Here is a 26,783-nt window from a genome sequence, read left to right as displayed (position 1 = left end):
CTTCGCAGGGCTACCGCGAGGAGGATTTCGATGGATCGCACGGCTTCGCACCGCCGGCGTCTGAGGCCGCTGCGCCGTTCGCGCATCCGCGCCTACCGGGGCGGTTGGGCGGTCGTGACGGGCGCGGCCCGCGAGGTCGGCCTCGGCTACGCGTTCGCACGGCAGTTGGCCGCCGAAGGGATGAACCTGATTCTCGTCGACGTGCTCGACGAGGAGCTGACCGCCCGCGCCGCGGAGTTGCACGCCGAGTTCGGCATCGACGTGCGGGCAGTGCCCTGTGACATGGCCGATACCAACGCGATTGAGCAGATCGAGCAAGCCGCCAGCGGCATCGAGATCGATCTGTTGGTGTGCAACCACATGTTCACGCCCGCGGACACTCCGAGAATCTTGGACATGCCGCTCGATGTGCACCGCCGCATGATCGATATCAATGCCCGCGGGTACACCGACCTCGTGCACCGCTTCGGAAATCAGATGCGCACTCGGGGAAGGGGTTCGATAGTCATCGTCGCATCCGGCGTCGGTCTCACCTCGAGTCCGTTCACGGGTGCCTACGGCGCGAATAAGGCCTTCCAGATCGGCCTCGGCGAGGCGCTCTGGTTTGAACTGCTCGGCAGCGGGGTCGACGTGCTGGTGATGGTGGGTGGGCTGATGAACACCCAGGGTGACCTCTTCGACAGGTATCCCCAGTGGCTGATCTCCGAACCGCACGCGGTGGTGCGCCGGGTGCTCACGGCGGTGGGCCGCAAGCACATGCTGGTGCCGAGCCTGCCCAACCGGCTGTTCCTGCTCGCCCAGACCCGGCTGATGTCACGCCGGCGTGCGGTGGTGTCCATCGGGGAATTCATGGCCAAGGGGCTCGGGAAGACGGACTGATCATCACGGTTTGACCTCCGAGTGATTGCGAAGCAGTTCGCGGGGTCGAAGTCGACGATCGCCGCACCGTAGATTCTGTAGGTGCACCGTCGGACGGCCCTCAAGCTCCCCCTTTTCCTGGCAGCGGGCTCCGCGCTGACCCACCTGCCCACCGCCTCCGCGGCGGCGACCCGCTGGCCGGCGGCCCGTGCGAACAGTTGGTATGAGGCCCAAGGCTGGCTGGTCGGCGCCAACTATGTTCCCGTGACGGCGAGCAATCAGATCGAGATGTGGCAGGCGGGCACGTATGACCCGCGGCGCATCGACGGTGAACTCCAGCTGGCGCGGCGGGTCGGGATGAACACCATGCGGGTGTTCCTGCACGATCAGTTATGGGCTCAGGACCGCGCCGGATTCCTGCGCCGTGTGCAGCAGTTCGTCAACATAGCTGCCAACCGAGGCATCAAGCCGCTGTTCGTGCTCTTCGACTCCTGCTGGGATCCGCATCCGAAGGTCGGTCCGCAGCGCGCGCCGACTCCGGGGGTGCACAACTCGGGCTGGGTGCAGGGCCCGGGCGCCGACCTGATCGACGACCCCGCCTACCGTCCCGTGTTGCGTGACTACGTCACCGGGGTCATCGGGGCGTTCCGCAATGACAGTCGCATCCTGGGCTGGGACCTCTGGAACGAACCCGACAACCCCGCGAAGCAGTACCGCAAAGTCGAACGCGCCGACAAGCAGCAGGTGGTCGCGAAACTCCTGCCGCAGGTCTTCGAGTGGGCACGGTCGGTTGATCCGGTCCAACCGCTGACCAGCGGGGTGTGGCAGGGCAATTGGGCCTCCGGCCGCCGCAGCGCCATCGCCTCGATTCAGCTGGACAACTCCGACGTCATCACCTTCCACAGCTACGGCAACCCGGACGAATTCGACGCTCGCATAGACGAACTCGAGCCGCTGGGACGTCCGATGATGTGCACCGAGTATCTGGCCCGCGAGGAGGGCAGCACCGTCGAGGGCATTCTCCCCATCGCGAAGAAGCGGGGTGTCGGCGTCTACAACTGGGGACTCATCGCGGGCCGCACGCAGACCTACCTTCCGTGGGACTCCTGGGACAAGCCCTACAAAGAGGCCCCCAAGACCTGGTTCCACGACCTGATCCAGCCGGACGGCAGCGCGTACCGTGCAAGCGAGATCGCGACCATCCAGAAGCTGACGGCGAAGGCCCCACCCGCCTGACATCATCCGGTCACCCTGCACCCAACGATTAAATGTCGAAGTCGTAAATTGCGGGCGATCGGCTGAGACACACCCCGACAAGCGCATACGCTGCGTCAATGCCCGACTTTTCGCCGTCGCTGCCGCCGACATTGGACAACGTGCCGTCTATCGAAGGGCAGCCCCTGCCCACGGCGGCGGATCTGGCCGGACGGCCCTACGCCCTGCCCATCGACATCCTGGCCGAGCGGCACGGGCCGATCTTCTATGCGGACTGGAACGGCATCCGCAAGCTCTATGCGTGCTCGATGGAACTCGTCGACGACCTCTGCGATGAAAGCAGATTCGCCAAGAACATGACCCAGACGCTTGCCCGGGTGCGTCCACTGGCCGGGGACGGCCTGTTCACCGCGTACCACGGCGAACCGAACTGGCAGAAGGCACACGACGTGCTCCTGCCGGGCTTCAGCTATGCGGGGTTGCGCAACTACCACGACGCGATGCTCGAGATCAACGTGCAACTGGTCGACCGGTGGGATGCGGCCGCCGGACGTACGCCGGTCAACGTCTCCGACGATCTGCAGAAGCTGGCGATGGACACCGTCGGGCTGGCGGGGTTCGGGGCACGATTCGACTCGTTCGAACACGACGGATTGGCCCCCATCCCCGCGTGCTTCACCTCCGCGCTCGTCGAATCCGTAACCAACGGCGAGACAACCGCGTTGGCGGCCGACCGCGCGACCCTGCACAGCTACTTCGACGAATTGATCGCCGGGCACCGCGCGGCCGGCACGGGTGACGACCTGCTCTACGTCATGCTCGGCGACAGCGGCGAAGGTCAACCGCTGCTCGACCCGGCGAACATCCGCAACCAGATCATGACGTTCCTGATCGCCGGCCAGCTCACCACCTCCGAGCTCATGCCCAACACGGTCTACAACCTGGTGCACCACCCGGCGGTGCTGGCCCGGGTGCAGAGCGAAGTGGACGCGGTCTTCGGATCCGACGACGAATACCTGCCGAGCTACGACGATATCGGCAAGCTCTCCTATCTGCGTCAGGTGATCAGCGAGACCCTGCGGCTGTCCCCACCGGTGCTGAACTTCGATCGGATGGCGTTGGTGGACACCGTCATCGGTGGAAAGTACCCGATCAAGGCCGGCGAGGCGGTGACCATCCTCACCGGTGCGTTGCACCGCCAGCCCCAGTGGGGCGACAACGTCGAGCTGTTCGACCCGTCCCGGTTCGACCCGTCCCGGTTCGACCCGGACACCGCCGAGGGCCGCTCGACGTCGTTGTTCAAGCCGTTCGGGACCGGTGAGCGCTCCTGTATCGGGCGGCAGTTCGCGCTGCACGAGGCGGCCATGTTGATCGCCCGCCTCGTACACCGTTACCGCCTGGTGGACTCGCAGCATTATGTGCTGCAGTGGGAAGGTCTGAGCCGTCGGCCCGTCGGCTTCCAGCTCGACCTCATCCGCCGCTCCCCCGCGGATCGCCGCGTCGCGGTGGCAGAGCCGTCCACACCGGCCGTGGTGGGAACCTCGATGCCCGTCAGAGCGGGCACCACGCTGGCCATCTTGCACGGATCCAACCTCGGCACCTGCCGGGCGCTGGCCAAGCAACTCGCCGAGGAGGCCGCCGATATCGGTTGTGCCACAACCGTGGCGCCCCTCGACGACGCCGCCGGCGGGCTACCCGACGCCGATGCCGTTCTGATCGTCGCGTCGTCCTACAACGGGCAGCCGACCGATGACGCTCGCGGTTTCGTGGACTGGCTGTTCAGCGAGGACACTGTTCTCGGCGGCAGCCCGCGCTTCGCCGTGCTCGGCGTCGGTGATCACAACTGGGCGGACACCTACCAGGCCGTACCGATCCGAATCGACCAGCGGCTGAACGAACTTGGGGCCCAACCCCTGGTCCCGCGTGCCGCCGCCGACACCTCGGGTGACCTCACCGGAGCACTGGAGGAATTCACCACCGCGTTCTGGGCAGCCCTGTCCGAACAGTTCGGCGACCCCGACGCGGCACCGCTGACCGACAACAACGAACCGCTCTACGATCTGAAGCTCATCACCGGCCCGGTCACCGCGGCCATCGACACCAGGTTTGCGGTGGAGCCGATGACCGTGGTGCTCAACGATGAACTGGTGAGCGCCGACAACTCGCTGGGCCAGGCCAAACGCTATGTCCGCGTGACTCTTCCGGATGACGTGGACTATCACACCGGCGATCACCTCACCGTGCTCGCGGACAATCCCCCCGAGGTGGTTGACATGGTGCTCGAACTACTGGGCATCGATGCGAACCTGCGGCTGTCGATCAACCCGCGCCGCACGTCGCGGCGGCTCATCGCACTCGACCGCGAGGTGAGCGTCCGCGAACTCCTCACCCACTTCGTCGAGCTCCGCAAACCTGCGACCCAGAGTCAGCTCCGCCGGCTTGCCGCCACCAACCCGTGCGTCCCCGAAAAGCAGCGCCTCGAAGAACTCGCCGCGTCCGACGAGCAGTGCGCGCTCAGCCCGTTGGAATGTCTGCAGGAATTCCCGGCCTGCGCCCTGACCGGCGCCGAACTTCTCGAACTGCTCGAACCCATGACCCCGCGCCACTATTCGATCGCGTCCTCGTCCCGGCTCTCACCGAAAGAGGTGGCACTGATCGTCAGCGTGCTCGACACCACGGCGCGGTCGGGCAAGGGACTGTTCAAGGGAGTCGCGTCAAACCATCTGGCGGACATCGCCCCCGGTGCGCACATCCGCGCCAGGGTGGACCCGGCCCGCCAGGCGTTCCGCGCGGGCGCGGAACCGGAGAAGAACGTGATCCTGGTCAGCGCGGGCACCGGTGTGGCGCCGTTCTGCGGGTTCCTCGGCGATCGGCTGGCGGCCAAACAAGCCGGGGCACCGTTCGCACCGGCGCTGTGCTTCTTCGGGGTGCGCGACCCCGACGTCGACTACATCTTCCGGGCAGAGTTCGAGGACGCCGAGCGCCAGGGCATCGTCGCGATGCGACCCGCGTTCTCCCGGGCGCCGCAGAACGGCGTGCGCTACGTCCAGGACCGGATCGCCGCCGACGCCGACCTTGTCTGGGAGCTGATCGGGGATCCGGCCAAGGACACCCACGTGTTCATCTGCGGGGACGGCGGCCGGATGGCCCCGGCGGTACGCGCGGCGTTCCGCGACATCTACCGGGCCCGCACCGGCGCCGACGAGGACGCCGCCCGCGACTGGCTGGAGGGCCTGGTCGCCTCCGACCACTACGTCGAGGACGTCTGGGCGGGCTGATCCGGAGCCTCGGGGCCGCCGAAGCTGATCACTTCGCCGCGGTTGATCGACACCCAGTCGCGCGCCTCCAGATAGGGGCGGAAGGTCTCGGCGATCAGCCGCTCGTCGGCGCGGGTCTTGGGCCGCTGAAGCTCGTAGAGATGTGGAAACTCGGTCCAGGCCAGTACGGCATCCCAGAGTCGGACGGCCGCCTGCCCGGTCGGCGGATCGATGAGCACCGGCCCGAAAAGGCACTGCCCGTCGGGGAAGAACATCGTCGGCACGCCGTAACCGTCGGCATCGACCACCCGCCGGTGTTCGGCCAGCACCTCGTCGTTGGTGGTGAGGTCGGCGATCGCCGCCTCGACGAGACTGGGGTCGAAGCCGAGTTCCGCAAGGAGGTGTTCGGCGACGGCCTTCTCATGCGGCTTGTGCCCGTCGACGTGCAGAGCCTTTCCGGCGCGGCCGTACCAGGCGTCCAGGTCTTCCATCGAGTTGCGGCGCAGCAGGGCTCCGATGCGCATCATCGACCAGCCGTAGGACCAATCCCGTTCCCACGGGTGCTTTTTGCCTTCCTTCCGGTTGATTTCTTCGAGGCTGAAGAAGCGCCAGTTCACGGTGAGGCCGGTCTGCGCGCGCACGTCGCGGATCCACAACGAGGTCTGATATGCGTAGGGGCACATGATGTCGAAGTGAAAATCGACGGATGCGGGTGGGTTCGTCACATCGTGAACCTGAGGTTGCGGGCGGCCCGTTCGCCGAGTTCGGCGTCACCGTTCCATCTGATCGCGCCGGAGTCGATCGCACCCTGAGGATCGATGCGTCCGCAGGCGAGCTGGATGAATGTGGTTGATTCGGCGGAGATCTCGACGTCCGGGTGCGGCAGGTGGTCGACCCTGGTGGCCTTGCCCTCGACGGCGATGTTGAGGTCGCGAACGATCGGCCCGGTGAGGTGAAAGGCGATGCTCGTGCCGTCGGGCAGTCCGATCTTCTTGCCGACGATGTAGCCCAGCGAACCCTCCACCTCGCCGAGTGCGATCTCGGCGTCGATGCCGGTGTCGTCGGTCTCGATGGCCAGCGGGGTGGCGATATCGCGTTCGTGGACCCAGAAGTCGAAGACCCGGATCTCCAGGAATCGCCCGTAAGTTTTCGGGCCGACCGGTGTCCAGGAGGGCCGTTGCAGATCCGCGTCGGTGAGGGATGCGAGATTGCGCCGGCGGTGTTCGTAGATGGCGCGGACCTTTTCGAGGAAGGCCGCGTTGTCCAGGCCTGCGGTGTCGCGTTCGAACTCCGCCATCTTCTCCAGCGGCGGAAGCGCCGCGGCATCCTCGGGCAGCCAATCAGCCAGCACCGCTTCAATGCTGGTGACATGACTGACGACGGCTCGGACATTCCAGTCCGGGCAGAGCGACTGCGCCTGCCAGTCGGCGTCCTTCAGTCCGGCGCAGAGGGTCTCCGTGGCCTGAAAGGACCGTTCGGTGGCGGCACGGATCTCGTCGAGGCTCCTCATCGTGCAGCCACCTCACGGGCGCCGGGTCTGCTTGCGTCGAGCGCGTCGAATCGTGTTCGTGTCATGGACTTTTGACCTCCTCAGATCAGGTTCGGGGCTGATGGTGTTGGCAGAACTGCGACGACCGTGGACGGGTGAGGTGCGAACGCGGCGACCAGCACTGCGACGAGCCTGCGCACCGCCAGTGCCGGCTGCTCCGGGGTGGGATCGTCGAGTCCGAGGATGGGATCGAGGCCGCGCACGAACGGTGCCAGCGCCAGGTGCGGAAAGATCATCAACAGCAGGGACAGCAGCGCATCTGTGTCGGAGTCGGCGCGGAGGTCGCCGCGTAGCCGCGCGTCGTGCACCAGCGGCCGCAGAATGTCCAGGTAGTGCCGGTGGATGACGGTCCGCACACTGACGCGAGCATCGATGTCGACTTCCAGGACGGCCGCGGCATGCAGCGACCGTTCCCGCGGATGATCGGCGAAGTAGACGACCCACGCATCGAGCAGGTCGGTCAGGAACTCGAAAAACGGTCGGCTGGGGTCCAACTCGCGGATGCGGCCCTCGATCTCGGAGCGCACCCGCTCGCTGGCGACATCGACGATGTGGGCGTACAGATCACGCTTGTCGGTGAAGTACTGGAACAGACTCCCCTTGGCGACGCCGCCGCGCCGGGCGATGGCATTGAGGCTGCCCTGCGAAAACCCGTGCTCACCGAACTCTGTCTCGGCTGCTTCCACCACGGCTGCGCGACGGATCGGGTCGAGGCGGTCCCAGGTGACCGTCGGCATGAGGCCTCCCGAGCGAACATGACCAGTGGTCATGTTTTATGACCACTGGTCATACTGACAGCCGACTGGTGCGTGGTCAAGGGTCGACAAGGGGCCGGCGCGCGCTGCGATGCCAGACGGTCACGAGTATGCATTTCATAGGCCATTAGCCTATGATCTGCATACTGAAGGAGCGATTATGGGACGCGCACACCGAACAGCGGTACCCGGCAGCCTTGCTGCGCATCCGCTCGGGACCTTCCGCCCGGCACAGGCGAAACATACGTACGCGCATCCGGCGGCCGAGGTGGCCCGTCTTCACGAACGCGGTCTCCTGCACCGATTGGCCGATGGCTATTACGTCGTCGTGCCGCGGGACATGGTTGGGCGCCGCTGGATGCCGGGCCTGGAGACGGCCGCAGCCGGAATCGCCTCGGCGATCTACGACCCGGACAGCATCATCGTCATGGGCGTCAGCGCCGCCCGGCTCCACGGAGCGATTCCGCGCGCGCTGGCCACCGCCACCGTCGCAGTGCCTGCCCAGCACCGCCCCATCCCACTGTCCGACCGCGCTGCGATGGTCCAGTTCGTCAAACGCAACACACATGAATTGGATGCCGAACGCTACGACACCGAACTCGGCTCGACACTGGTGACCACACCCGAACAGACGATCCTGGACCTCGCGCACCGCCCGAAACTCGGCGGTGCCGAGGTCGATGTCCCGAGTGCGGTCGCGGCGCTGTATGAACGCAGCGATAAGGACCGCCTACAGGTCTTGGCGACCGAACAGCGGCGCGTCGCATCCCTGCGCCGGGCGGAGACCTGGACCCGACGATGAACAGCGACGAAAAGGTAGCTGTTGCCGAGCAATTCGGCGTCGCGGCCGAGCAGGTCGAACGGGATCACCTCATCTCCCACCTCCTCGCCTTCCTGAGCCGGAACTTCGGCGACCGAATCCATTTCATCGGTGGAACCGCACTCGCGCGTACGCATCTCCCGAATGGACGCCTGAGCGAGGACATCGACATCATTGCCGTCGCCGATCGCAGATCCATAGCTACCGATCTGGACGACGCGCTGCCCCGGGCTCTCGCCCGCACTCACGGGCGACTCACCCTCAACCCGGCACTCGGCAGCGTTCCCGATACACGGGCGGCCGTCCTGCGAACCTCGGAAGGGTTGACGGTGAGAATCCAACTGCTGTCCTCCCGGGACCGGACCGTGTGGCCGGCGGAGCGGCGATCACTGGTGCAGCGGTACGCCGATGCGCCCGCAGCCGACCTGTTGGTGCCGACCCTGCCCGCCTTCGCGGCATCCAAGACCGCGACATGGTTCGACCGCCGCGCATCCCGTGATCTGTGGGATCTGTGGGCGCTTGACCAGATCGGCGCCATCGACGCCGAAGCCGGAACCCTGTACCGCCGTCTTGGCCCCACCAACAAACCGCCGGCTCTGCGCGACTTCACGAAGGCGCCGACAGAGGCCGACTGGCGGAACCAGCTCTCCGGCCAAACCCGCCTCACCGTCTCGTCGAGGGATGCCCTGTCCGCGGTGCACGACGCGTGGGCGCGAGTAATCCGTTGAAGTGGGGCGGGCGGGGCTCGAACCCGCGACCAAGGGATTATGAGTCCCCGGCTCTGACCAACTGAGCTACCGCCCCGACGCGTATAGCGGCACCTATGTTCGCACAGCACCCCCACCTGGCCCGCACCCCGGTTACGCTCACCGGGTGATCAGATTCCTGCTGCGCATCGCCGTGTTCCTGGGGTCCTCGGCCATCGGGCTGCTGGTCGCCTCGCTGATCGTGCCCGGCATGACACTGCGCCCGCTCGGATTCCTCACCGCGGTGGTCATTTTCACCGTCGCGCAGGGCATCCTGTCGCCGTTCTTCCTGAAGATGGCCAGCCGTTACGCCTCGGCCTTCCTCGGCGGGATCGGCCTGGTCTCCACCCTGGCCGCCCTGATCCTGGCCTCGCTGTTCTCCAGCGGTATCAGCATCCGCGGCACCGGCTCCTGGATCGCGGCCACCGTGGTGGTCTGGCTGGTCACCGCCATCGCCACCCTGATCCTGCCGGCGCTGGTGCTGAAGAAGGAGGCCGCTACGAGCTGAAGACGGGCTGCCCGTCGGCACCCAGCAGGTAGTGCTCCACCCCGTCGGCCACCCGCGGGGCATCGCCACCGAGCGCGACCGCGATCTTGTTGGTGCCGTTGCGCATCACGTCCAGCGTGATCTCCAGGGCCTGCTCGGCCGAGAAGTGTTCGAGCACAACGGCGGCCGCCTTGTCGACCGATGTCGGTGTCCAGATCAGCGCATCGACATAGCGCAGCGCCGCCTTGTGCGCCGGCGTCAGCTGCTCGGACTCTCTGTAGGCCCCGATGTCGTCATACAGCGACTCGGTCCCACCCGCGTCCAGGGCGGTCGTCTCGCGCAGCGACTTACAGAGCCGGCAGTTGTGCTGGGTGGCCCCGCGCAGCCGGATGATCTCGGTGGTCAACGGGTCCAGCCCGCGCATCGCGCCGACCGCGGAGGTGAAGCGGTTCAGCAGCGCATCCGCCGGATGGGTGGCGTGGTCCCAGCCGTCCGGGTCCGGGAATGTCATGCCCAGCGCGTTCAGCCCGGCGCGCACCCGGGGCACGAAATCGGCGACGTACATCAGCGCCGCCACCCCGAGCACCTCGGCCCCGTACGCCGAGACGAGCGCGGCCCGCTGCTCGGCGGACACCCCGGCGACGTCGACGCTGAACTGCTCGGCGAACTCGGCCAGCACCGGATCCGCCTCCGCGGATGCCGTCACCGCCTCGAAGGGCAGCGGCGCCAGCCCCACCGCCTGGGCGCACACCGTGCGCATCAGCATGTTCTCGCGGGTGAGCCCGTCCGGGGAGAGCGCCACCAGATCGGTCAGTAGGTCCAGCACGGCCTTGATCCTCCCCCACAACGCCCCTGAGTCGGCGGAAACTCGAAACTTCAGGTGTGAAAGTGCGATGTGGTGGGCGAGGTAATGTTGCGGGCATAGGGGCCGCTCAGGCCTCATAGTAAAGGGCTCGCTATGTCTGATAAATCTGATCGAAAATCTCTGACCGGGCAGTCCGGCGCCGCGTGTGCAGCGGGACGCGCATGACAACCTCTGAGGCGGAACTACTTTCACTCGGCGTCATGGCCCGCTCGCGGAAACCGAACGAGCAGCGGCTGCCAATTCACCCGGCACACTTCAGCAGGATCGAACCCGAACTTCGGCAGCGGATCTTCCTGGAGCACGGCTACGGCGAGGACTTCGGCGCCACCGACGAGGGGCTGGCCGAACTCGTCGGCGGAATGAGATCCCGGGCCGAGCTGATCGCCGAGTGCGACGTCATCGTGTTGCCCAAGGTGCAGGCCGAGGACCTCGCGGAGCTGAGAGTCGGGCAGGTCGTGTGGGGGTGGCCGCACTGCGTGCAGGATTTCACCCAAACCCAGGTCGCCATCGACCGGCGGCAGACGCTGATCGCGTTTGAGGCGATGAACCACTGGCAGGCCGACGGCGGCTTCGGCTTGCACGTCTTCCACAAGAACAACGAACTCGCGGGCTACTGCTCCGTGCTGCACGCCATGCAACTGGCCGGCGTGACCGGCAGTTACGGTCGCCGACTCAGGGCCGCCGTCCTCGGCTTCGGCGCGACGGCCCGCGGCGCGGTCACCGCCCTGAACGCACACGGTGTCGACGACGTCCGGGTGCTCACCAACCGCGACGTGGCCGCGGTCGGGTCACCGATCCCGTCGACTCAGATCATCCAGATGCGCCCCGATGACGACAACCCCGAGCAGATACTGGCCGATACCCCGGAGGACGGCGCCGTACCGGTGGCACGCCTGCTGGCCGAGAACGACATCGTCGTCAACTGTGTGCTCCAGGATCCCAACGCGCCCCTGATATTCGTGACCGAGGACGATCTCGCGGCATTCACCCCGGACAGCCTGTTGATCGACGTGTCCTGTGACGCCGGAATGGGTTTCAGCTGGGCGCGCCCCACCTCGTTCACCGACCCGGTGATCGAGAAGGCCAATGGCATCCACTATTACGCGGTGGATCACAGCCCGTCCTACCTGTGGAACTCGGCGACCTGGGAAATCAGCGAGGCCCTGCTTCCGCATATCGAAACGGTGCTCAGCGGACCTGCCGCCTGGGATGCCAGCACGACGATTGCGCGCGCCATCGAGATTCGAGAAGGCACCATCATCAATCCCGAGATCCTGAAATTCCAGCGCCGCGACGAGGCCTACCCCCATCTGACCTGACGGCCTCGGAGACCGACTACTGCGCCTGACTCACCGACGACATGTGAAAGTCGGGAATCCGCAAGGACGGCATGGTCGCCCGGGTCGCCCAGTCGCCCCATTCCCGCGGCAGGGTCGGCTCGCTGATGCCGGCCTCGGTGGCGCGGCGCAGCAGATCCAGCGGGCTCTCGTTGAACCGGAAATTGTTGACCGCGGCGCGCACCTCGCCGTCCTCGATCAGGTAGACCCCGTCACGGGTCAGCCCGGTCAACAGCAGCACCGCCGGGTCCACGGTGCGGATGTACCAGAGCGTGGTCAGCAGCAGCCCGCGTTCGGTGCCGGCGATCATGTCCGCCAGCGATCTGGTCCCGCCCGTCATCAGCAGGTTGTCGGCCGGAACCGTCACGGGCGCATCGAATTCCGCGGCCGCGGCCCGCGGGTAGGCCAGCGCGTTGATGGTGCCGTCGCGCAGCCAGTCCACCCGGCCGATGTCCATCCCGTTGTCGAAGATCGAGGACTGCTCCGAGGAACGCGACGCCACCACGAACGGCGTGCACTCCTGACCCGGCGCGGCCGGATCCGAGTACAGCGTCAGCGGAAGGTCGGTGAGCTTCTCCCCCACCCGGGTGCCGCCGGGCGCCGACAGCGCGGTGCGACCCTCCTGCGCACCGCGGCCGTCCATGCTCCAGCCCATGTAGATGAGCATGTCGGCGACGGTCGAGGGCGGCATCAGCGTCTCGTAGCGACCGGCGGGCAGCCCGACCGTGCGCGCCGCCCAGCCCAGCCGGGTCGACAACTCGTCGAGCAGACCGTCGGTGGGCACGTCGACGAAATCCGGTGTGCCCACGCCGGCCCACGCGCTGGCGCCGTGGCGTTTGGCGTTGATCTCCACCGAGCCGGTCGGCTGGGTGAAACGCCGACGCAGCCCGCCCGAGGTGGCCACGAACGTGGTCTCCAGGATGTGCCGGGCGTACCCGTAGAGCCGGTCCTCGCCGCGGAAGCCGCGCACCAGACTGGTTGCCACATCGGCGAATACGTCCGCGCCGGTGCTCGGCACCGGTGTGTCCCAGTCCGCGGGGGCCGGTCCACCGGGCAGCGCGGGGGCATTGTCGCTGGCCGCCGGCGCCGATGCCGCGGCGGCCTGGGACGCCGCGACCAGCGCCGCGAGGGCGGCCTGATCGACCTCGGTGGAGCTCACCGAGCCGACGTGGGCCTGCTCACCGCGGCGCACCACCGAGATGACCGTGGTGCTGCGGCCACGGGATTCGCCGTTGGTGGTCATCGAATTCCCGGCCCAGCGCAGCGACGCATCGGCGCGGTCGGTGACGATGACGGTGGTCTCGTCGGCACCGCCGAGACGTGCGGCCTCGGCGAGCACCTGATCGACGAGCTGCTGTGCGGCGATCATGAGCGGCCCGATTCGGCTTGGGTGTTCAGCACATTCACTCCTCGGAACAGTGCCGACGGGCAGCCGTGACTGACCGGCGCGACCTGACCGGGTTGGGCCTTACCACAGTTGAACGCTCCGCCGAGCCGCCAGGTGGACGGACCCCCGACGGCCTCCATCGATCCCCAGAAGTCGGTCGTGGTGGCCTGGTAGGCGACATCGCGCAGCTGACCATCCAGCTTGCCGTCCCGGATACGGAAGAACCGCTGCCCGGTGAACTGGAAGTTGTACCGCTGCATGTCGATTGACCAGGATTTGTCGCCGACGATGTAGATGCCCTCGGACACCCGGGAGATCAGGTCGTCGGTGCTGAGGTCCTCGGCGCCCGGCTGCAACGAGACATTCGCCATCCGCTGGATCGGCACGTGGTGCGCGGAGTCCGCATAGGAACACCCGTTGGACCGTGACTCCCCCAGCCGTGGCGCGAACACCCGGTCCAGCTGGTAGCCGACGAACAGTCCGTCGCGCACCAGGTCCCAACTCTGCGCGCGCACCCCCTCGTCGTCGAAACCGATGGTGGCCAAGCCGTGTTCGACGGTCCGGTCGGCGGTCACGTTCATCACCGGTGAGCCGTACTGCATGCTGTTCAGCTTGTCCGGGGTGGCGAACGAGGTGCCGGCGTAGGCCGCTTCGTAGCCGATGGCCCGGTCGTATTCGGTGGCGTGCCCGATGGATTCGTGGATGGTGAGCCACAGGTTGGACGGGTCGATGACCAGGTCGCATGCGCCGGCGGTGACGCTGGGCGCCTTCACCTTCTCGGCGAGCAGCGCCGGCAACTCGGCCAGCTCGGCGCTCCAGTTCCAGACGCTGTCATCGGCGACGGCCTCCCAGCCGCGCGCCGTCGGCGGCGCCAGCGTGCGCATCGTCTCGAACGATCCGGCCGACGGGTCCACGCTGACAGCCTCCAGCGACGGCTGCACCCGCACCCGCTGCTGAGTCGTGGAGGTGCCGAAGGTGTCGGCATAGTAGGTCTGCTCCTTGACCGCTTGCAGGCTGGCCGACACGTGGTCCACCCCGTCGGCGGCCAGCAGTCGTTCCGAATAGTCGGCGAGCACGGCGATCTTGTCCGGTCCGGGCACCGTGAACGGATCGATGCGGTAGCCCGACACCCAGCTCAGATCGTCATAGACGGGCTCGGCGGCCAGCTCGATGCGTTCGGCGTTCAGCGGGGCCAGCGTGGTCGCGACCCGCACGGCGCGGCGCGCGGTGTCGGCGGCCACGGTCGGATCCAGTTCGGCGTGCGAGGCGAAGCCCCACGTGCCGTCGACGATCACGCGCACCGCCAGCCCGATCTCGCGGTCCAGGGTGGAGTTCTCCAGCTCGCCGTCGCGCAGCTGCACGACTTCGGTGGTGAGGCGGTGGATCCGCAGATCGGCGTAGCTGGCCCCGGCCGCGCGGGCCGCCGACAACGCGGCATCGGCCAGCGCCCGGCGGGGCAGCGCGAGGAAGTCGGGGTCGACGGTTCGACGTGTCACGGAACCCACCGTAATGGCAGGAGTTTGTCGTCAGGGGCGGGTGGTCGCCGCGCCGCCCCTGACGACGGGAGGAAGGCGCTAGCGCAACGGGTCGAAGGCACGCAGGGCTTCGGGTTGCTTACCGGTGGTGATCTGTTCGGTCAGCAGCCGGCCGGTGACCGGTCCGTGTGCCAGGCCCCACATGCCGTGCCCGCCGGCCACATAGAGCCCGGCGCTGACCTGCCCGACGACCGGCAGGCCGTCCGCGCTCACCGGGCGCGGGCCGACCCAGACATCGCTGCGTCCCTCCCAGCGCACACCGTCGAGCAGGCGGGCCGCCGAGTCGACGATCGCGCGCACCCGGGCGGGGACCACGGGCTCATCGGGCCCACGGAATTCCATGGTGCCCGCCACCCGCATCGCGCCGCGGTAGGGCGTGCAGGCCACCCGCACGGTCGGCAGATAGATCGGGCCGGGCATCGCACGGTCCAGTGGGACGGTGAACGAATACCCTCGCCCGGCCCGGATCGGCACCCGGATCCAGTGCTCGGCGAGGTCGGGTAGCCAGGCGCCGGTGGCCAGGACGACGGCGTCGGCGGTCAGGTCCTGCCCGCCGGCGGTCCGCACGACCACCCGGCCGTGGGTGCTCACATCGACGACGCGTTCGGTGCGCAGGGTGGCGCCGCGTTCGATCACCGCCTGCCCCAGCGCGGTCACGAACCGGCCGGGGTCGACATACCGCTGCCCGTCCACCGCCAGTGCCACCCGGGCATCCGGTGCCGCCAGCGGCACCGCGTCACGCAGCGCCGCCCCGCTGAGCCGGCGGGTCTGCACCGGCAGTCCGGCGCGCTCGAGCATGTCGATCTCGGCACGGAGTTCGTCGGCCAGGGCGTCGTTCTCGAACAGCGCGATGATCGGTGAGTCGGTGACCGGCGCGTCCACCCCGTTGGCAACGAGTACGTCGAAGGCCTCCACGCATTCGGCGTTGAGCGGTTGGTTGGCGCGCACCACCCGCTCGGCGGATGCATGGTTGCAGTGGCGCGCGAAGGTGGCCAGGAACCGGGCCAGCCCGAAGTCGGCGCGCAGTGGAATATGCAGTGGGGCCGAGGGATTGAACAGGGAACGCAACCCGTAGCCGAGGACGCCGGGCTGGTTGAGCGGAAGGGTCAGCGCCGGTGAGACCCACCCGGCGTTACCCCAGGACGAACCGGCCGCCACCCCCTCGCGGTCCACCACGGTGACCGCGACACCGCGCTCCTGCAGGAACCACGCCGTGGACAACCCCACGATCCCGGCTCCCACCACGATGACACTGCGCGGCCCCTCGCCGACGCGATCGACGCCGACCATGTGATCCCTCCGCTCCTTGGCTGGTAGTGACACCATCATGGGAGGGCCGCCGCGCGAAGGCGCTGCGGAATCGGCCAATCCGCCGCGCGCCGATTGTCGGGTCCCGACAATCGCCGGCCGGACCGGTCCGGGTGTGTCAGCTGGTGCTGAGGAAGGACGCCGCTTCGAGGTACCCGGCGGCGCCGCAGACCACCGCCACCAGCGCGAGCACCACGTAATCGGCCGCGCCGGGGCGCGCCGGGGCGGCCGCGATCTGACCGGCCCCGCCGCGTGCGGTGATGGCATCACCCATCTCGTCGGCGCGCCGCAGCGCCACCGTCACCGCGGCGGCCAGCAGGTCGATCACCTCGGAGACCCACTGCTTGCGTCGTTCACGACGGGTCTGCGCCCGTACCCGCGGGCGCAGCCGCCGCGCCGCGTACAGCACGCTGAACTCGTCCATCAGCATCGGGAACGCCCGCAGCGCCAACGCCAGGGTGGCGGCCCAGTCATCGACGGGCAGTTTCAGCCAGCGCAGCGGCCGGCACAACGTCGATACCGCGGGCGCGATTTCGGCGACGTTGGTGGTCCAGGACACCAGAGCGCCCAGGCCCAGCAGCACGATCGACACCGCGGTGATGCGCAGGAATTTCAGCAGCCCGCCGAGTTCGAGCTCGAGGCCGGCCAGGTCGACGATCGGGGTGCCGCCGGCGAAGGCCGCGGTGACTCCGCCGAGCAGCACGATCAACCACAGCCAGCCCGGAATCGAGGGCAGCGCGCCCCGCGGGATCCGCGCCAGCACCACCGCGGCCGCCACCAGCAGCGTGACCAGCGCGATGGGCAGCCAACCCGGGTAGAACATCAACAGCACCGCAAGGGCCAGCACGGTGACGAGTTTCGTTCCGGCCCACAGCCGGTGGATGACGGAGTCGCCGGGCACGGGTCGCAGCAGCACGACCGGGCGGCGTTGTGCAGAGCTCATGGGGTGGCTCCCGACGCGACGGGCACCAGTGCGCCCTCGTGCAGATGCAGGGTGCGCGGACACAGCTCTTCCAGCCCGGCGAAATCGTGGGAGATCACGACGACCGTCAGCCCGCCCCGGCGCAGCTCCTCCAGCAGGCGCAGCAGTCCGCGGGCGCTGGCGGCATCGAGTCCGGCCAGCGGTTCGTCGAGCACGATGGCCCGCGGTGAACGGGCCAGCAGCCCGGCCAGCACGACGCGGCGCATCTGCCCCCCGGAGAGTTGGTCGATACGGCGGTCCGCCAGTGCGGGTTCCAGCCCGACGGTGGCGAGCGCGGCCACCACCCGGGCCCGGTCGCGGGCGGGGAAACCGGCGGCCGAGGCGATCTCGCGGTGCACGTGGCTGCGCATCAGCTGCAGCCGGGCGGCCTGGAAGGACAGCGCGACCGCGCCGACCTGATCGGAGACCGGCTTGCCGTCGAGCAGACAGGTTCCGGTGGTGGGCAGGGTCAGCCCGGCGAGGATCCACGCCAGCGTCGACTTACCGGAGCCGTTGAGGCCGTGGATCAGCACACCGTCACCCTCGTGCACGACCAGGTTGATATCGCGCAGAGCGGTTTTGGCCCATGGAGTTCCGTCGGCGTAGCGGTGGCTGACGCCGGTGAGCTCCAACACCGGCACCTCCGAGCGGGTCTCACCACTGGGAGTGGGCACGTCGGCGGACTGCACCATCTCCGATCCGCCGGCCAGGTTGACCACCCGGTCGGCGGCCTCGGCTTCCTCGTTGTAGTGCGTGATGTGCACCAGTGACATGTCGCGCTTGCGGGTCAGCCCGGCCAGCACCGACATCAGTCCGTCACGGCCCTGCTGGTCGACCATGCTGGTGACCTCGTCGGCGACCAGCAGCGCGGGCTTGCGGGCCAGCGCGGCGGCCACGGCCAGACGTTGCAGCTCGCCCCCGGACAGGCTGCCGGTGTCGCGTTCACCCAGCCCGTCCAGCCCGACCTCGGAGAGCAGTTCGGGCACGTCGACGTGGGTGCCTGCGGGCAATCCCCACACCACATCGTCGGCGACCCGGGTGCCCAGTACCTGGCTCTCGGGGTGCTGCATGATCACCGCGGTGCCGCCCGGGGCGCCGAGCCCGACCCCGCCGGGACGCTGCACGGTGCCCTCGGTGGGTTCGCGTCCGGCGAGGATCAGCATCAGCGTGGTCTTGCCGGATCCGTTGGCGCCGGTGACGGCGAGGTGTTCTCCGGGGTGCACGTCCATCGACAGCGGGCCGAGCGCGTCGCGGGTGGTCCCGGGATAGCGGAACACCACATCGCGCAGGGCCATCGGGACCGGCACGACCGGTCCGTCGGTGATGACGGTCTCCAGCTTGTGTACATCGGGCACCCCGAGCAGCCGGGCCAGCACCCGCGACAGTGCCCACCAGCCGACCAGGCTGACGCCCATGATGGCGAACAGCCCGTAGCAGAAGATGAGGATCGGCCAGTGCTCCAGGGCCACCCCGAACAGTTCCCGGAACTTCTCGGCGGCGGGACGCAGCTCGGGGATGTAGCTCCAGATCGCGACGGAGCCGTCGACGTTGGCGGTCATGGCGGTGAACACGAGCTCACGCAGCCGGGACGCGATCAGCAGCGCGACCACGGCCGCGATGCCGAATACCGCGCCGGCGATCACGGATACCAGCACCACGACCGGCAGGCCGCGGCCACGGCGTTTGACGATGCCGGTGAGTCCGCCGATGTAGGCGCAGTTGATGACGGTCATCAGGCCGCCGAAGCCGCCGATCAGGAAGGCGATGAGCGCGGCGGCGATGGTCGCGGCCAGCACGACGCGCAGCCGGTACCGGTAGGCGAGCAGGCCCATCGGGACGGTGCCCAGCAGGGACAGCGCGGCCGCGAACGGGACGACGACGGCGATGATCGCGATGGCCGCGCACAGAGCCGCCATCACGGCGGCCTGGGCAAGTTCGTTCGGCTGCAATGACCCGGCCCGGCGCAACGTTGGCGAACCGGGAGGCATCACCCGATTCTGCCAGTTCGCCGGAGTGCTTCGGTCGTCCGCACTGTGACGGCTCCCACGTCACCCCGTTTTGCCTATGCATAGTGTCTCTATGTAACCTGGGGCAGGTGACTCGTCCGGACAACACCGCGGCTCTCGGCGCCGACCTGCTGGCCGTCGTCGCACGGATCAACCGGCTGGCCAATCAGCGCATCGAGCTTCCGCTGCCCTTCGCCCAGGCCCGACTGCTGTCGACCATCGAAGATCAGGGGCAGACCCGCATCTCCGATCTGGCAGCCCTCGATCACTGCTCGCAACCGACGATGACCACCCAGGTGCGCCGTCTCGAGGACGCCGGCCTGGTGCAGCGTGCCGAGGACCCCGGCGATGCCCGGGCCGTCCTCATCGGCATCACCGAAGAGGGCCGCCAGATCCTCAGCCGGGTGCGCGCCGATCGCAGTGCCGCGATCAACCCCTATCTGGAACACCTCGACGACGCCGAACGCACCGCGCTCGTCGACGCGATCCAGGTCCTGCGCGGGCTGCTCGACGACGCCCAGCATGATCGCCGCTAGTCAGTGAGGAGCTCGCCCGCCATGTGGCGTCAACCGAAAGCCGTTTGGGCCGTTGCCTTTGCCTCCGTCGTCGCCTTCATGGGCATCGGCCTGGTCGACCCGATCCTCAAACCCATCGCGGACAACCTGAACGCCTCACCGTCGCAGGTGTCGCTGCTGTTCACCAGCTACATGGCGGTGATGGGAGTGGCCATGCTCATCACCGGGGTGGTGTCCAGCCGGATCGGCCCCAAGAACACGCTGCTGCTCGGGCTGGTGATCATCATCGCCGGCGCCGGACTGGCCGGCATGTCGGCGACGGTGATGGAGATCGTCGGCTGGCGCGCGCTGTGGGGTCTGGGCAACGCGCTGTTCATCGCGACCGCGCTGGCGACCATCGTCAACTCCGCGAAGGGTTCGGTGGCCCAGGCGATCATCCTCTACGAGGCGGCGCTCGGCCTGGGCATCGCGGTCGGCCCACTGGTCGGCGGCGTGCTGGGCTCGATCTCGTGGCGCGGCCCGTTCTTCGGGGTCTCGGCGCTGATGGCAGTGGCGCTGGTGGTCACCGTCTTCCTGCTGCCGTCCACCCCGCGGCCCCAACGCGCGACCAGCCTGATCGACCCGTTCCGCGCGCTACGCCACCGTGGGCTGCTGGCCGTATCGGTCACCGCGATGCTGTACAACTTCGGTTTCTTCACCCTGCTGGCCTTCACCCCGTTCCCGCTGGACATGAACGCCCATCAGATCGGCCTGATCTTCTTCGGCTGGGGCCTGGCGCTGGCGTTCACCTCGGTGGTGGTGGCCCCGCGTCTGCAGCACCGGTTCGGCACGGTGCCGACCCTGGTGGTCAACCTGCTGGCATTGACGGTGACGCTGGCCGTGATGGCGATCGGCACCGACAGCAAGGCGGTGCTGGCGACCTGTGTGGTGGTGGCCGGGTTGTTCATCGGCATCAACAACACCCTGATCACCGAGACGGTCATGAAAGCTGCGCCCGTCGAGCGGGGCGTCGCATCGGCGGCCTACAGCTTCCTGCGCTTCGGGGGCGCGGCCGTCGCGCCGTGGCTGGCCGGCGTGCTGGGTGAGCGGGTCAGCGTGCACCTGCCCTACTGGGTGGGCGCGGGCGCGGTGCTGGCCGGTGCCGCACTGCTTTTCACCGCCCGCGGGCATCTGAGCGGGATCGACGGCCCCGAGGACGAGATCGACGAACTGACCGATGAGGCCACCGCGGTCACCGTCGGGAACTGACGCGCTCAGGTAACCGCAACCCCGACAACGGAACCCACGAGGTAGGTGATCGCGATCGCGACGCCACCGAGGGAAAGCAGACGCAGCGCCGACCACCACGGCGGCTTGCGGGTGAACTTCGCCGCCAGACCACCGGTGATCAGCAGACCCAGTCCGCCGCAGGCCAGCCCGGCCCACAGCGATGCGAAGCCGAGCAGGTACGGGATGAGCGGCACGATCGCGCCGAGGGTGAACATCACGAACGACGATCCCGCGGCCACCCAGGGTGAGGGCTTCTCGCGGGGGTCCACCCCGAGTTCCTGCACCAGGTGGAAATTCAGCGCCCGCGTCTCGTCGCGGTGGATCTCGGTGGTCGCCGTGGCGGCCGTCGCCGGCGTCATGCCCATATCGACCAGCATCGCGGTCAACTCCGCCTGCTCGGCATCGGGGTGACGGCGGAACGAGCGGCGTTCCACCTTCACCTCGGAGTCGATCTGCTCATTGGCCGTCGTCACCGAGGTGTACTCCCCCAGCGCCATCGAGAAGGCCCCGGCCAGCAGACCGGCGATCCCGGCCAGCACCACGGCATGCGCATTCGCCGCGGCCGCCACACCCGCGATCAGTGCGGTGTTGCTCACCAGGCCGTCCATCGCGCCGAAGGTGGCCGCGCGCAGCCACCCACCGGTCACGTCAGCGTGTTGATGGTCGGCCACGTGGGGCAGGCCGGTGGGTGATTCGGGTTCGGACCGCTCGGTCATGTCGCAAATTCAACGCCGACGATTTTTCACCGTTGTACTCAGGTTTACCTTCGTCGATGCGGGGGCAAGTTACCGTCAACTATGACCACTACCGCAGATCATCTCCGCAACGCGCTCGACGGCCGCTGGCGCGATGTCAAGAACGAGGTACGTGCCGAATTGTCCGGTGAGGTGTTCCGGCCGCACTACACGCCCAACACCGTCATCGCCCGCACCAAGGTCGGCGAACAGATGAAGATCATGGCCGCCCGCGGCGCGGCCGAGGACGGCTTCAAGAAGGAACACGGCGGCAACGGCGACGTCGGCGCCGCGGTCACGCAGATCGAGATGCTCGCGATGAGCGATCTGTCGCTGATGGTCAAGGCAGGTGTGCAGTGGGGCCTGTTCGGCGGGGCCATCGAGAACCTGGGCACCGAACGGCACCACAACGCCTACGTCAAGAAGATCATCAACCTCGAACTGCTGGGCTGCTTCGCGATGACCGAGACCGGTCACGGCAGCGACGTCCAGTCCCTGGAGACCACCGCCACCTACGACCCGGCGGCACAGGAGTTCATCATCGACTCCCCCACCCCGTCGTCGCGTAAGGACTACATCGGCGGCGCTGCCCAAACAGCAAGGGTGGCAGCGGTATTCGCTCAACTCATCACCGCCGACGGCGAGGGTCACGGTGTGCACTGCTTTGTCGTGCCCATCCGCGACGATGCCGGCAACGACCTGCCCGGTGTCACCACCTCGGACTGTCACTACAAGGGCGGGCTGCCCGGCGTCGACAACGGCCGCATCCAGTTCGACCAGGTGCGCGTCCCGCGGGAAAACCTGCTCAACAAATACGCCGACGTCGCCGAGGACGGCACCTACTCCTCACCGATCGAGAACGTCGGCAGGCGGTTTTTCACCATGCTCGGCACACTCATCCGTGGCCGCGTCACCGTCGGCGGCAGCGCCGGCGCGGCAGCCCGGGTGGCGCTGGACATCGCCACTCGATATGCGTTGGAGCGCAGGCAGTTCGATGCTCCCGGCGCCGATCAGGAAGTGCTGATCATGGATTACCTGGTGCACCAGCGCCGGCTGTTCCCGCTGATCGCGAAGTCCTACGCGCTACAGTTCGCGCAGAACGAACTGGTGGCCAAAACCCACGAGCTACAGACTTCGGACAACCCGGACGCCGAGGAGCAGCGCGAGCTGGAATCGCGCGCCGCGGGTCTGAAGGCCGCCAACACCTGGCATGCGACGGCGGCGATCCAGGAGGCGCGTGAAGCCTGCGGTGGCGCAGGCTATCTGGCGGAGAACCGGCTGATCGCGCTGAAGGCGGACACCGACGTGTTCACCACCTTCGAGGGTGACAACCACGTGCTGACCCAGCTGGTGGCCAAGGAACTGCTGACGGCCTACGCCGATGACATCAAGGGCATGAGCCCGGTGGAATGGGTGCGCTTCGCCGCCAACTTCGCCGGCGAGCGGGTGCTCAAGCGCACCGCCGCACAGACGATCATGCAGACCATCGTGGACACCCGCGAGGACAACGAGGAAGAGGGCTCGCTGTTCAACCGCGGTACCCAGGTGAAGATGTTCGAGGACCGCGAGGAGTACATGCTCGCCTCGGTGGCGCGCCGACTGCAGAGCAAGGCCAAGGAGATGTCACCGTTCGAGGCGTTCAACGCGGTGCAGGACCACGTGCTGCACACCGCGCAGGCCCACATCGACCGGATCATCCTGGAGGCCTTCGTCGCCGGGATCGACGCCTGCCCGGATGAGGATGCCCGCGAGATCCTCGGCCTGGTGTGTGATCTGTACGCGCTGACGGTGATCGAAGACGACAAGGCCTGGTTCGTCGAGCACCGCTTCCTGTCGGTCGAACGCTCCAAGGCCGTCACCCGCGCCATCAACGACCGGTGCCGCAAGCTGCGCCCGCACGCCGAACTGCTCGTCGACGGGTTCGGGATCCCCGAGCAGCTGCGCTACGCCGAGATGCTGCATCCCGAGCACATCCCTGACGCCGACGAACACGAGGAGAAGGACGCCGTCAGCTCGGGCACCATCGAGCCGAAGTAGCGCCTCAGCCGCGCCGGGCCCTGCCCGGCCACCAGATCCGGTCACCGATCAGCGACATGGCGGCAGGCACCAGGATGGTGCGCACCAGCGTGATGTCGATGAGCAGCCCGACGCCGACGGTGAAGCCGATCTGCAGCAGGTTGATCACCCGTCCGCTCATCAGCGCGAACATCGTCAGCGCGAAAACCACGCCCGCCGTGGTGATCACGCTGCCGGTGCTGGCGAAGCTGCGCAGGATGCCGCGCCGCATCCCGTCGGCCGATTCGTCTCTGATGCGGGCGGCGAACAGCATGCTGTAGTCGGCGCCGACGGCGATCAGTGCCATGAACGACACCGGGAAGACCGACCAGTCGACATCGATGCCGATCAGGTGCTGCCAGACGAGGACGCTGACTCCGGCCGCCGCGGCGAAGGACAGCGTCACCACCGCCACCATGAACACCGGTGCGGCGATGCTGCGCAGCAGCACGATCAGCACCAGCAGGACACCGGCGATGGCGACGGCGCCGTACACGGCGAAGTCCCGCCACACCTGATCGCGCATATCGGCCGACAGGGAGGCCAGCCCGGTGCTGGCGAATTGTGCACCGGCCAGCGCGGTCCCGGTGGCGGCCTCCCCGGCCGCCACCGGCAACAGCCGGGTCGCATCCAGCACCTCGGCGCTGTACGGGTTGATCTGCCAGATCACCAGCAGCCGGGCGCTTTTCCCGTCGGGGGCGAACAGCAACTGCTCGGCAGCGCGAAAACCGGCGTCGGTGAGCCCCTGGGGCGGCAGGTAGAAGCCCGCACCCGGGCCGTCGGAGGTGTGCGCGCTCAGCGTGGACAGATAGTCGGTGGCCTCCGAGAGCCCGTCGCTGAGCGCTGCGGTGAGACTGACCACCTGATCGACGCCGCCCTTGACCTGATCCAGACCGGCCGACAGCTCGGAGACTCCGTCGGACAGCCGGTCCGCGCCGCGTACCAGTTCGTCGAGCCGGGCCCGGCTCTGCGATGGTGAGCCCCCCGGTGCGGTGGCGACCAGCTTCTGCAGGCGCGCCACCGTGTTCCTGATCGCGGGTTCGGCCGCGCGCACCCTGTCGACGGTCTCCTGCGGCATCCCCGCGGCCAGCTGTACCTGGCGCAGTGCCCGGCTGACCGCCCCGCCGGAAATCGCGTCCAGATCGGCGATGCCGGCGCGGGCCCGCGCGCAGACCGGGTCGGCCAGGCAGTCCGGTCGCGCCTCCACGGCCAGCGCCGGCCCCAGCGCTGCGCTCATGGTGCGGCCCGCATCGAGCACCTGGGTGTTCTGGGTGAGCACCTGCAGGCCCACGTCGAGCAGATTCACCGCGGAGTTCAGGTCGGCCAGCACCACCTCCAGGTCGGCGGGCGCACCGGTCGCGGTGGCCAGCGCGGTGTTCGCGGACTCATAACTGCCCAGCACCTCATGCGCCAGCGCGGTGACTTGCTTGATGCCGGTGACCAATTGGGGAAGCTGGGCATCCGCGGTGGCGGCACCGTCACGCAGCGCGGTGGTGCCCGACGCCAGCCGCTGCAGATCGGGGTGCGCGGCGTCGACGCGGTCGCGGGCCGAACCGAGGCGATCGGCGACCACACCGGCCTGATAGCCCACGGTGGTCTGCTCGAGCTGGTGTCCGTCCGGGCGTGTCAATGCGCGCACGTAGGCGACTTCGGGGAGCTTGGTGATCCGTTCGGCGATCTGGTCCAGCGCGGCGAGATCGTTGGTGTTGCGCATGTCATGGTCGGCGGTGACGATGAGGTACTCGGGTGCGACTTCGTTGACGCCCCAATGCTGGTAGGCCTTCTGGTAGCCGGCGGAACTCTCGGTGGCGTCGAGTTGCATGGCGTTCTCGTCGAAGTTGACCCGGAAGGTGAGCAGCACCGTGGCCGCGGCGATCAGCAGCACCAGCGAGGCCGCCGCGAGCGCACCCGACCGGCGTAGCACGGTCGATCCGATGCGGCGCCAACGCCGTTCGTCGAGTCGGCGCGGTTCGGCCAGCCCGCGCCTGCCGAGCACGGACAACAGGGCGTAGGGCAGCGTCATCGACACCGCCAGTGCGATCACGATGGCGATCGCGATGGGCGGGCCCGCCGCCTTGAACATGCCGAGTTCGGTGAAGCCCATCGCGGTCGCGGCGGCCGCGATGGTGAGCATCGAGGCGATCAGGATGCCCGACACCCGCCCACCGGCGTAGGCCAATGAATCGTTGACGGACAACTTCTTTCGGCGTCCCTCGTGATAGCCGGCGAGGATGAAGATCGCGTAGTCGGTGGCCGCGCCGAGCAGCATCGCGGTCATCAGCGCGATGGTGAAGTTCGAGACCGTCAGCGTGCCGGATGCCCCCAGCAGTGACACCACCGGGCGGGCGGCCCCCATCGCGATCCCGATGGTGAGCAGCGGGATGAGCGCGGTGACCACCGATCGGTAGACCATCAGCAACACCGCCATGATCAGCACCACCGACACCGCCGTGATGATCAGCAGCGAGAAGTCCATGGAGCTGAACAGATCCGCCAGTGTCGGCGACGGGCCGGTGTAGTAGAGCTGCACGCCCGGCGGGGTCGGCAACGAGTGAATGGTGTCGCGGATCGCAACGGTGTTCTTGTGTGCCTCGGTGGAGCCGACGTCGCCGACGCCGGCCACCAGCACATTGATGGCCTTGCCGTCCGGGCTGAGCGCGATATCGCGCAACCGCTCGTTGCCGAACACGTCCAGTGCGTAGGCGACATTGCCGGTGTCGGCGCGCAGCGCCTCGACGAGCTCGCCGTAGAGCTTCTCCTCCGCGGGTCCGATGCCCTGCTCGTTGACGATGAGCACGCTGCCGATGGCCGAGGATTCGGGCACCCCGAACGCCTGCGACATCTGCCGGAGCGTCTGCGCGGCCGGGATATCGGCGGGCATGAACGGCGCGGAACGCTCCGCCACGGTCTGTTCGAGCTGTGGGATGGCGATGTTGAGTGCGGCGACGAGCACCACCCAGAACCCGATGACCACCCAGGCGTAGCGGGCGCAGAACCTGCTGAACGCGCCGAAGCGCCGACTGTCACTGTGTTGCATTACCGCCCCCTGGTCATGCAGTAGACCAATTGGTCTACCGGACCGGGCAGACGTTAGTAGACTGATCGGTACACCGCAATCATCCCC

The 26,783-nt window shown here is 67.9% G+C and carries 21 protein-coding genes and 1 tRNA gene; 10 read left to right on the top strand and 12 right to left on the bottom strand.

Annotated elements, in window-relative coordinates; genetic code table 11:
- Positions 1-30: 30 nt before the first annotated feature.
- From EXE63_RS26280 to EXE63_RS26270, 3 genes are all read left to right on the top strand, one after another.
- Positions 31-879: an SDR family NAD(P)-dependent oxidoreductase gene (locus tag EXE63_RS26280; RefSeq protein ID WP_168144360.1), complete on the top strand. Its 849-nt coding sequence runs from the start codon at positions 31-33 to the stop codon at positions 877-879.
- A gap of 81 nt (positions 880-960) precedes the next feature.
- Positions 961-2,094 (top strand): cellulase family glycosylhydrolase, encoded by a 1,134-nt coding sequence (locus EXE63_RS26275; RefSeq protein WP_168144359.1) that lies wholly within the window; start codon positions 961-963, stop codon positions 2,092-2,094.
- Between the two features lie 98 nt (positions 2,095-2,192).
- On the top strand, positions 2,193-5,351 hold the full coding sequence (locus tag EXE63_RS26270; RefSeq protein ID WP_168144358.1) for a bifunctional cytochrome P450/NADPH--P450 reductase: 3,159 nt from the start codon (positions 2,193-2,195) through the stop codon (positions 5,349-5,351).
- Here EXE63_RS26270 and EXE63_RS26265 read toward each other — a convergent pair.
- The 3 genes from EXE63_RS26265 to EXE63_RS26255 all read right to left on the bottom strand — a co-directional run bounded on the left by EXE63_RS26265 (position 5,324) and on the right by EXE63_RS26255 (position 7,616).
- Positions 5,324-6,055, bottom strand: a complete 732-nt coding sequence (locus EXE63_RS26265) for a mycothiol-dependent nitroreductase Rv2466c family protein (RefSeq protein ID WP_168144357.1) — start codon at positions 6,053-6,055, stop codon at positions 5,324-5,326. The genes EXE63_RS26270 and EXE63_RS26265 overlap by 28 nt on opposite strands.
- On the bottom strand, positions 6,052-6,840 hold the full coding sequence (locus EXE63_RS26260) for a maleylpyruvate isomerase family mycothiol-dependent enzyme (protein WP_168144356.1): 789 nt from the start codon (positions 6,838-6,840) through the stop codon (positions 6,052-6,054). Before EXE63_RS26260 ends, EXE63_RS26265 begins: the two co-directional genes overlap by 4 nt.
- Before the next feature lie 80 nt (positions 6,841-6,920).
- Positions 6,921-7,616: a TetR/AcrR family transcriptional regulator gene (locus EXE63_RS26255; protein WP_168144355.1), complete on the bottom strand. Its 696-nt coding sequence runs from the start codon at positions 7,614-7,616 to the stop codon at positions 6,921-6,923.
- 178 nt (positions 7,617-7,794) lie between these two features.
- Between EXE63_RS26255 and EXE63_RS26250 the strand changes: the two genes are divergently transcribed.
- Positions 7,795-8,436: a type IV toxin-antitoxin system AbiEi family antitoxin domain-containing protein gene (locus EXE63_RS26250; RefSeq protein WP_168144354.1), complete on the top strand. Its 642-nt coding sequence runs from the start codon at positions 7,795-7,797 to the stop codon at positions 8,434-8,436.
- Positions 8,433-9,182, top strand: a complete 750-nt coding sequence (locus EXE63_RS26245; protein WP_168144353.1) for a nucleotidyl transferase AbiEii/AbiGii toxin family protein — start codon at positions 8,433-8,435, stop codon at positions 9,180-9,182. The genes EXE63_RS26250 and EXE63_RS26245 overlap by 4 nt, the downstream gene beginning before the upstream one ends.
- A 2-nt stretch (positions 9,183-9,184) precedes the next feature.
- Here EXE63_RS26245 and EXE63_RS26240 read toward each other — a convergent pair.
- Positions 9,185-9,258, bottom strand: a tRNA-Ile gene (locus EXE63_RS26240).
- 69 nt (positions 9,259-9,327) lie between these two features.
- Here EXE63_RS26240 and EXE63_RS26235 point away from each other — a divergent pair.
- Entirely contained in the window at positions 9,328-9,708 is a 381-nt protein-coding gene (locus tag EXE63_RS26235) for a phage holin family protein (RefSeq protein WP_168144352.1), read from the top strand.
- On the opposite strand, the gene EXE63_RS26230 is transcribed toward EXE63_RS26235, so the two are convergent.
- Complete coding sequence (locus EXE63_RS26230; RefSeq protein ID WP_168144351.1) at positions 9,698-10,513, bottom strand: carboxymuconolactone decarboxylase family protein; 816 nt, start codon at positions 10,511-10,513, stop codon at positions 9,698-9,700. The genes EXE63_RS26235 and EXE63_RS26230 overlap by 11 nt on opposite strands.
- A gap of 239 nt (positions 10,514-10,752) precedes the next feature.
- Between EXE63_RS26230 and EXE63_RS26225 the strand changes: the two genes are divergently transcribed.
- Positions 10,753-11,871: a N(5)-(carboxyethyl)ornithine synthase gene (locus tag EXE63_RS26225; RefSeq protein WP_436277724.1), complete on the top strand. Its 1,119-nt coding sequence runs from the start codon at positions 10,753-10,755 to the stop codon at positions 11,869-11,871.
- A 16-nt stretch (positions 11,872-11,887) separates the two neighbouring features.
- Here the strand turns inward: EXE63_RS26225 and EXE63_RS26220 are convergent, their stop codons facing one another.
- The 5 genes from EXE63_RS26220 to EXE63_RS26200 all read right to left on the bottom strand — a co-directional run bounded on the left by EXE63_RS26220 (position 11,888) and on the right by EXE63_RS26200 (position 19,068).
- Positions 11,888-13,258 carry a metallopeptidase TldD-related protein gene (locus tag EXE63_RS26220; protein WP_168144349.1) on the bottom strand — a complete coding sequence of 457 codons (1,371 nt, stop codon included), beginning with the start codon at positions 13,256-13,258 and terminating at the stop codon, positions 11,888-11,890.
- Positions 13,255-14,772, bottom strand: coding sequence for a TldD/PmbA family protein (locus EXE63_RS26215; RefSeq protein WP_168144348.1), 1,518 nt, complete (start codon positions 14,770-14,772; stop codon positions 13,255-13,257). Before EXE63_RS26215 ends, EXE63_RS26220 begins: the two co-directional genes overlap by 4 nt.
- A gap of 78 nt (positions 14,773-14,850) precedes the next feature.
- Positions 14,851-16,101 carry an NAD(P)/FAD-dependent oxidoreductase gene (locus EXE63_RS26210; RefSeq protein WP_168144347.1) on the bottom strand — a complete coding sequence of 417 codons (1,251 nt, stop codon included), beginning with the start codon at positions 16,099-16,101 and terminating at the stop codon, positions 14,851-14,853.
- 136 nt (positions 16,102-16,237) lie between these two features.
- Positions 16,238-17,062, bottom strand: a complete 825-nt coding sequence (locus tag EXE63_RS26205) for a CbiQ family ECF transporter T component (RefSeq protein ID WP_168144346.1) — start codon at positions 17,060-17,062, stop codon at positions 16,238-16,240.
- Positions 17,059-19,068: a DUF2232 domain-containing protein gene (locus EXE63_RS26200; protein WP_168144345.1), complete on the bottom strand. Its 2,010-nt coding sequence runs from the start codon at positions 19,066-19,068 to the stop codon at positions 17,059-17,061. The genes EXE63_RS26205 and EXE63_RS26200 overlap by 4 nt, the downstream gene beginning before the upstream one ends.
- Positions 19,069-19,175: 107 nt before the next feature.
- On the opposite strand from EXE63_RS26200, the gene EXE63_RS26195 reads away from it, so the two are divergent.
- Both EXE63_RS26195 and EXE63_RS26190 read left to right on the top strand, forming a co-directional pair.
- A complete protein-coding gene (locus EXE63_RS26195) occupies positions 19,176-19,622 on the top strand; it encodes a MarR family winged helix-turn-helix transcriptional regulator (RefSeq protein WP_234904279.1) in 447 nt (148 codons plus the stop codon).
- 21 nt (positions 19,623-19,643) lie between these two features.
- The gene (locus EXE63_RS26190) at positions 19,644-20,849 is read left to right on the top strand and encodes an MFS transporter (protein ID WP_168144343.1); all 1,206 of its coding nucleotides are present in this window, start codon (positions 19,644-19,646) and stop codon (positions 20,847-20,849) included.
- Positions 20,850-20,854: 5 nt separating this feature from the next.
- On the opposite strand, the gene EXE63_RS26185 is transcribed toward EXE63_RS26190, so the two are convergent.
- Positions 20,855-21,586: a VIT1/CCC1 transporter family protein gene (locus EXE63_RS26185; RefSeq protein ID WP_168144342.1), complete on the bottom strand. Its 732-nt coding sequence runs from the start codon at positions 21,584-21,586 to the stop codon at positions 20,855-20,857.
- 81 nt (positions 21,587-21,667) lie between these two features.
- On the opposite strand from EXE63_RS26185, the gene EXE63_RS26180 reads away from it, so the two are divergent.
- Complete coding sequence (locus EXE63_RS26180; protein ID WP_168144341.1) at positions 21,668-23,641, top strand: acyl-CoA dehydrogenase family protein; 1,974 nt, start codon at positions 21,668-21,670, stop codon at positions 23,639-23,641.
- A gap of 4 nt (positions 23,642-23,645) precedes the next feature.
- On the opposite strand, the gene EXE63_RS26175 is transcribed toward EXE63_RS26180, so the two are convergent.
- On the bottom strand, positions 23,646-26,696 hold the full coding sequence (locus EXE63_RS26175; protein WP_168144340.1) for an MMPL family transporter: 3,051 nt from the start codon (positions 26,694-26,696) through the stop codon (positions 23,646-23,648).
- Positions 26,697-26,783: the final 87 nt, after the last annotated feature.

Origin of the sequence: Mycolicibacterium frederiksbergense, from assembly GCF_012223425.1 — a bacterium.
GTDB lineage: Bacteria > Actinomycetota > Actinomycetes > Mycobacteriales > Mycobacteriaceae > Mycobacterium > Mycobacterium frederiksbergense.
Note: the sequence above shows the minus strand (reverse complement) of the source record. Positions and strands in the feature narration are given on the sequence as shown.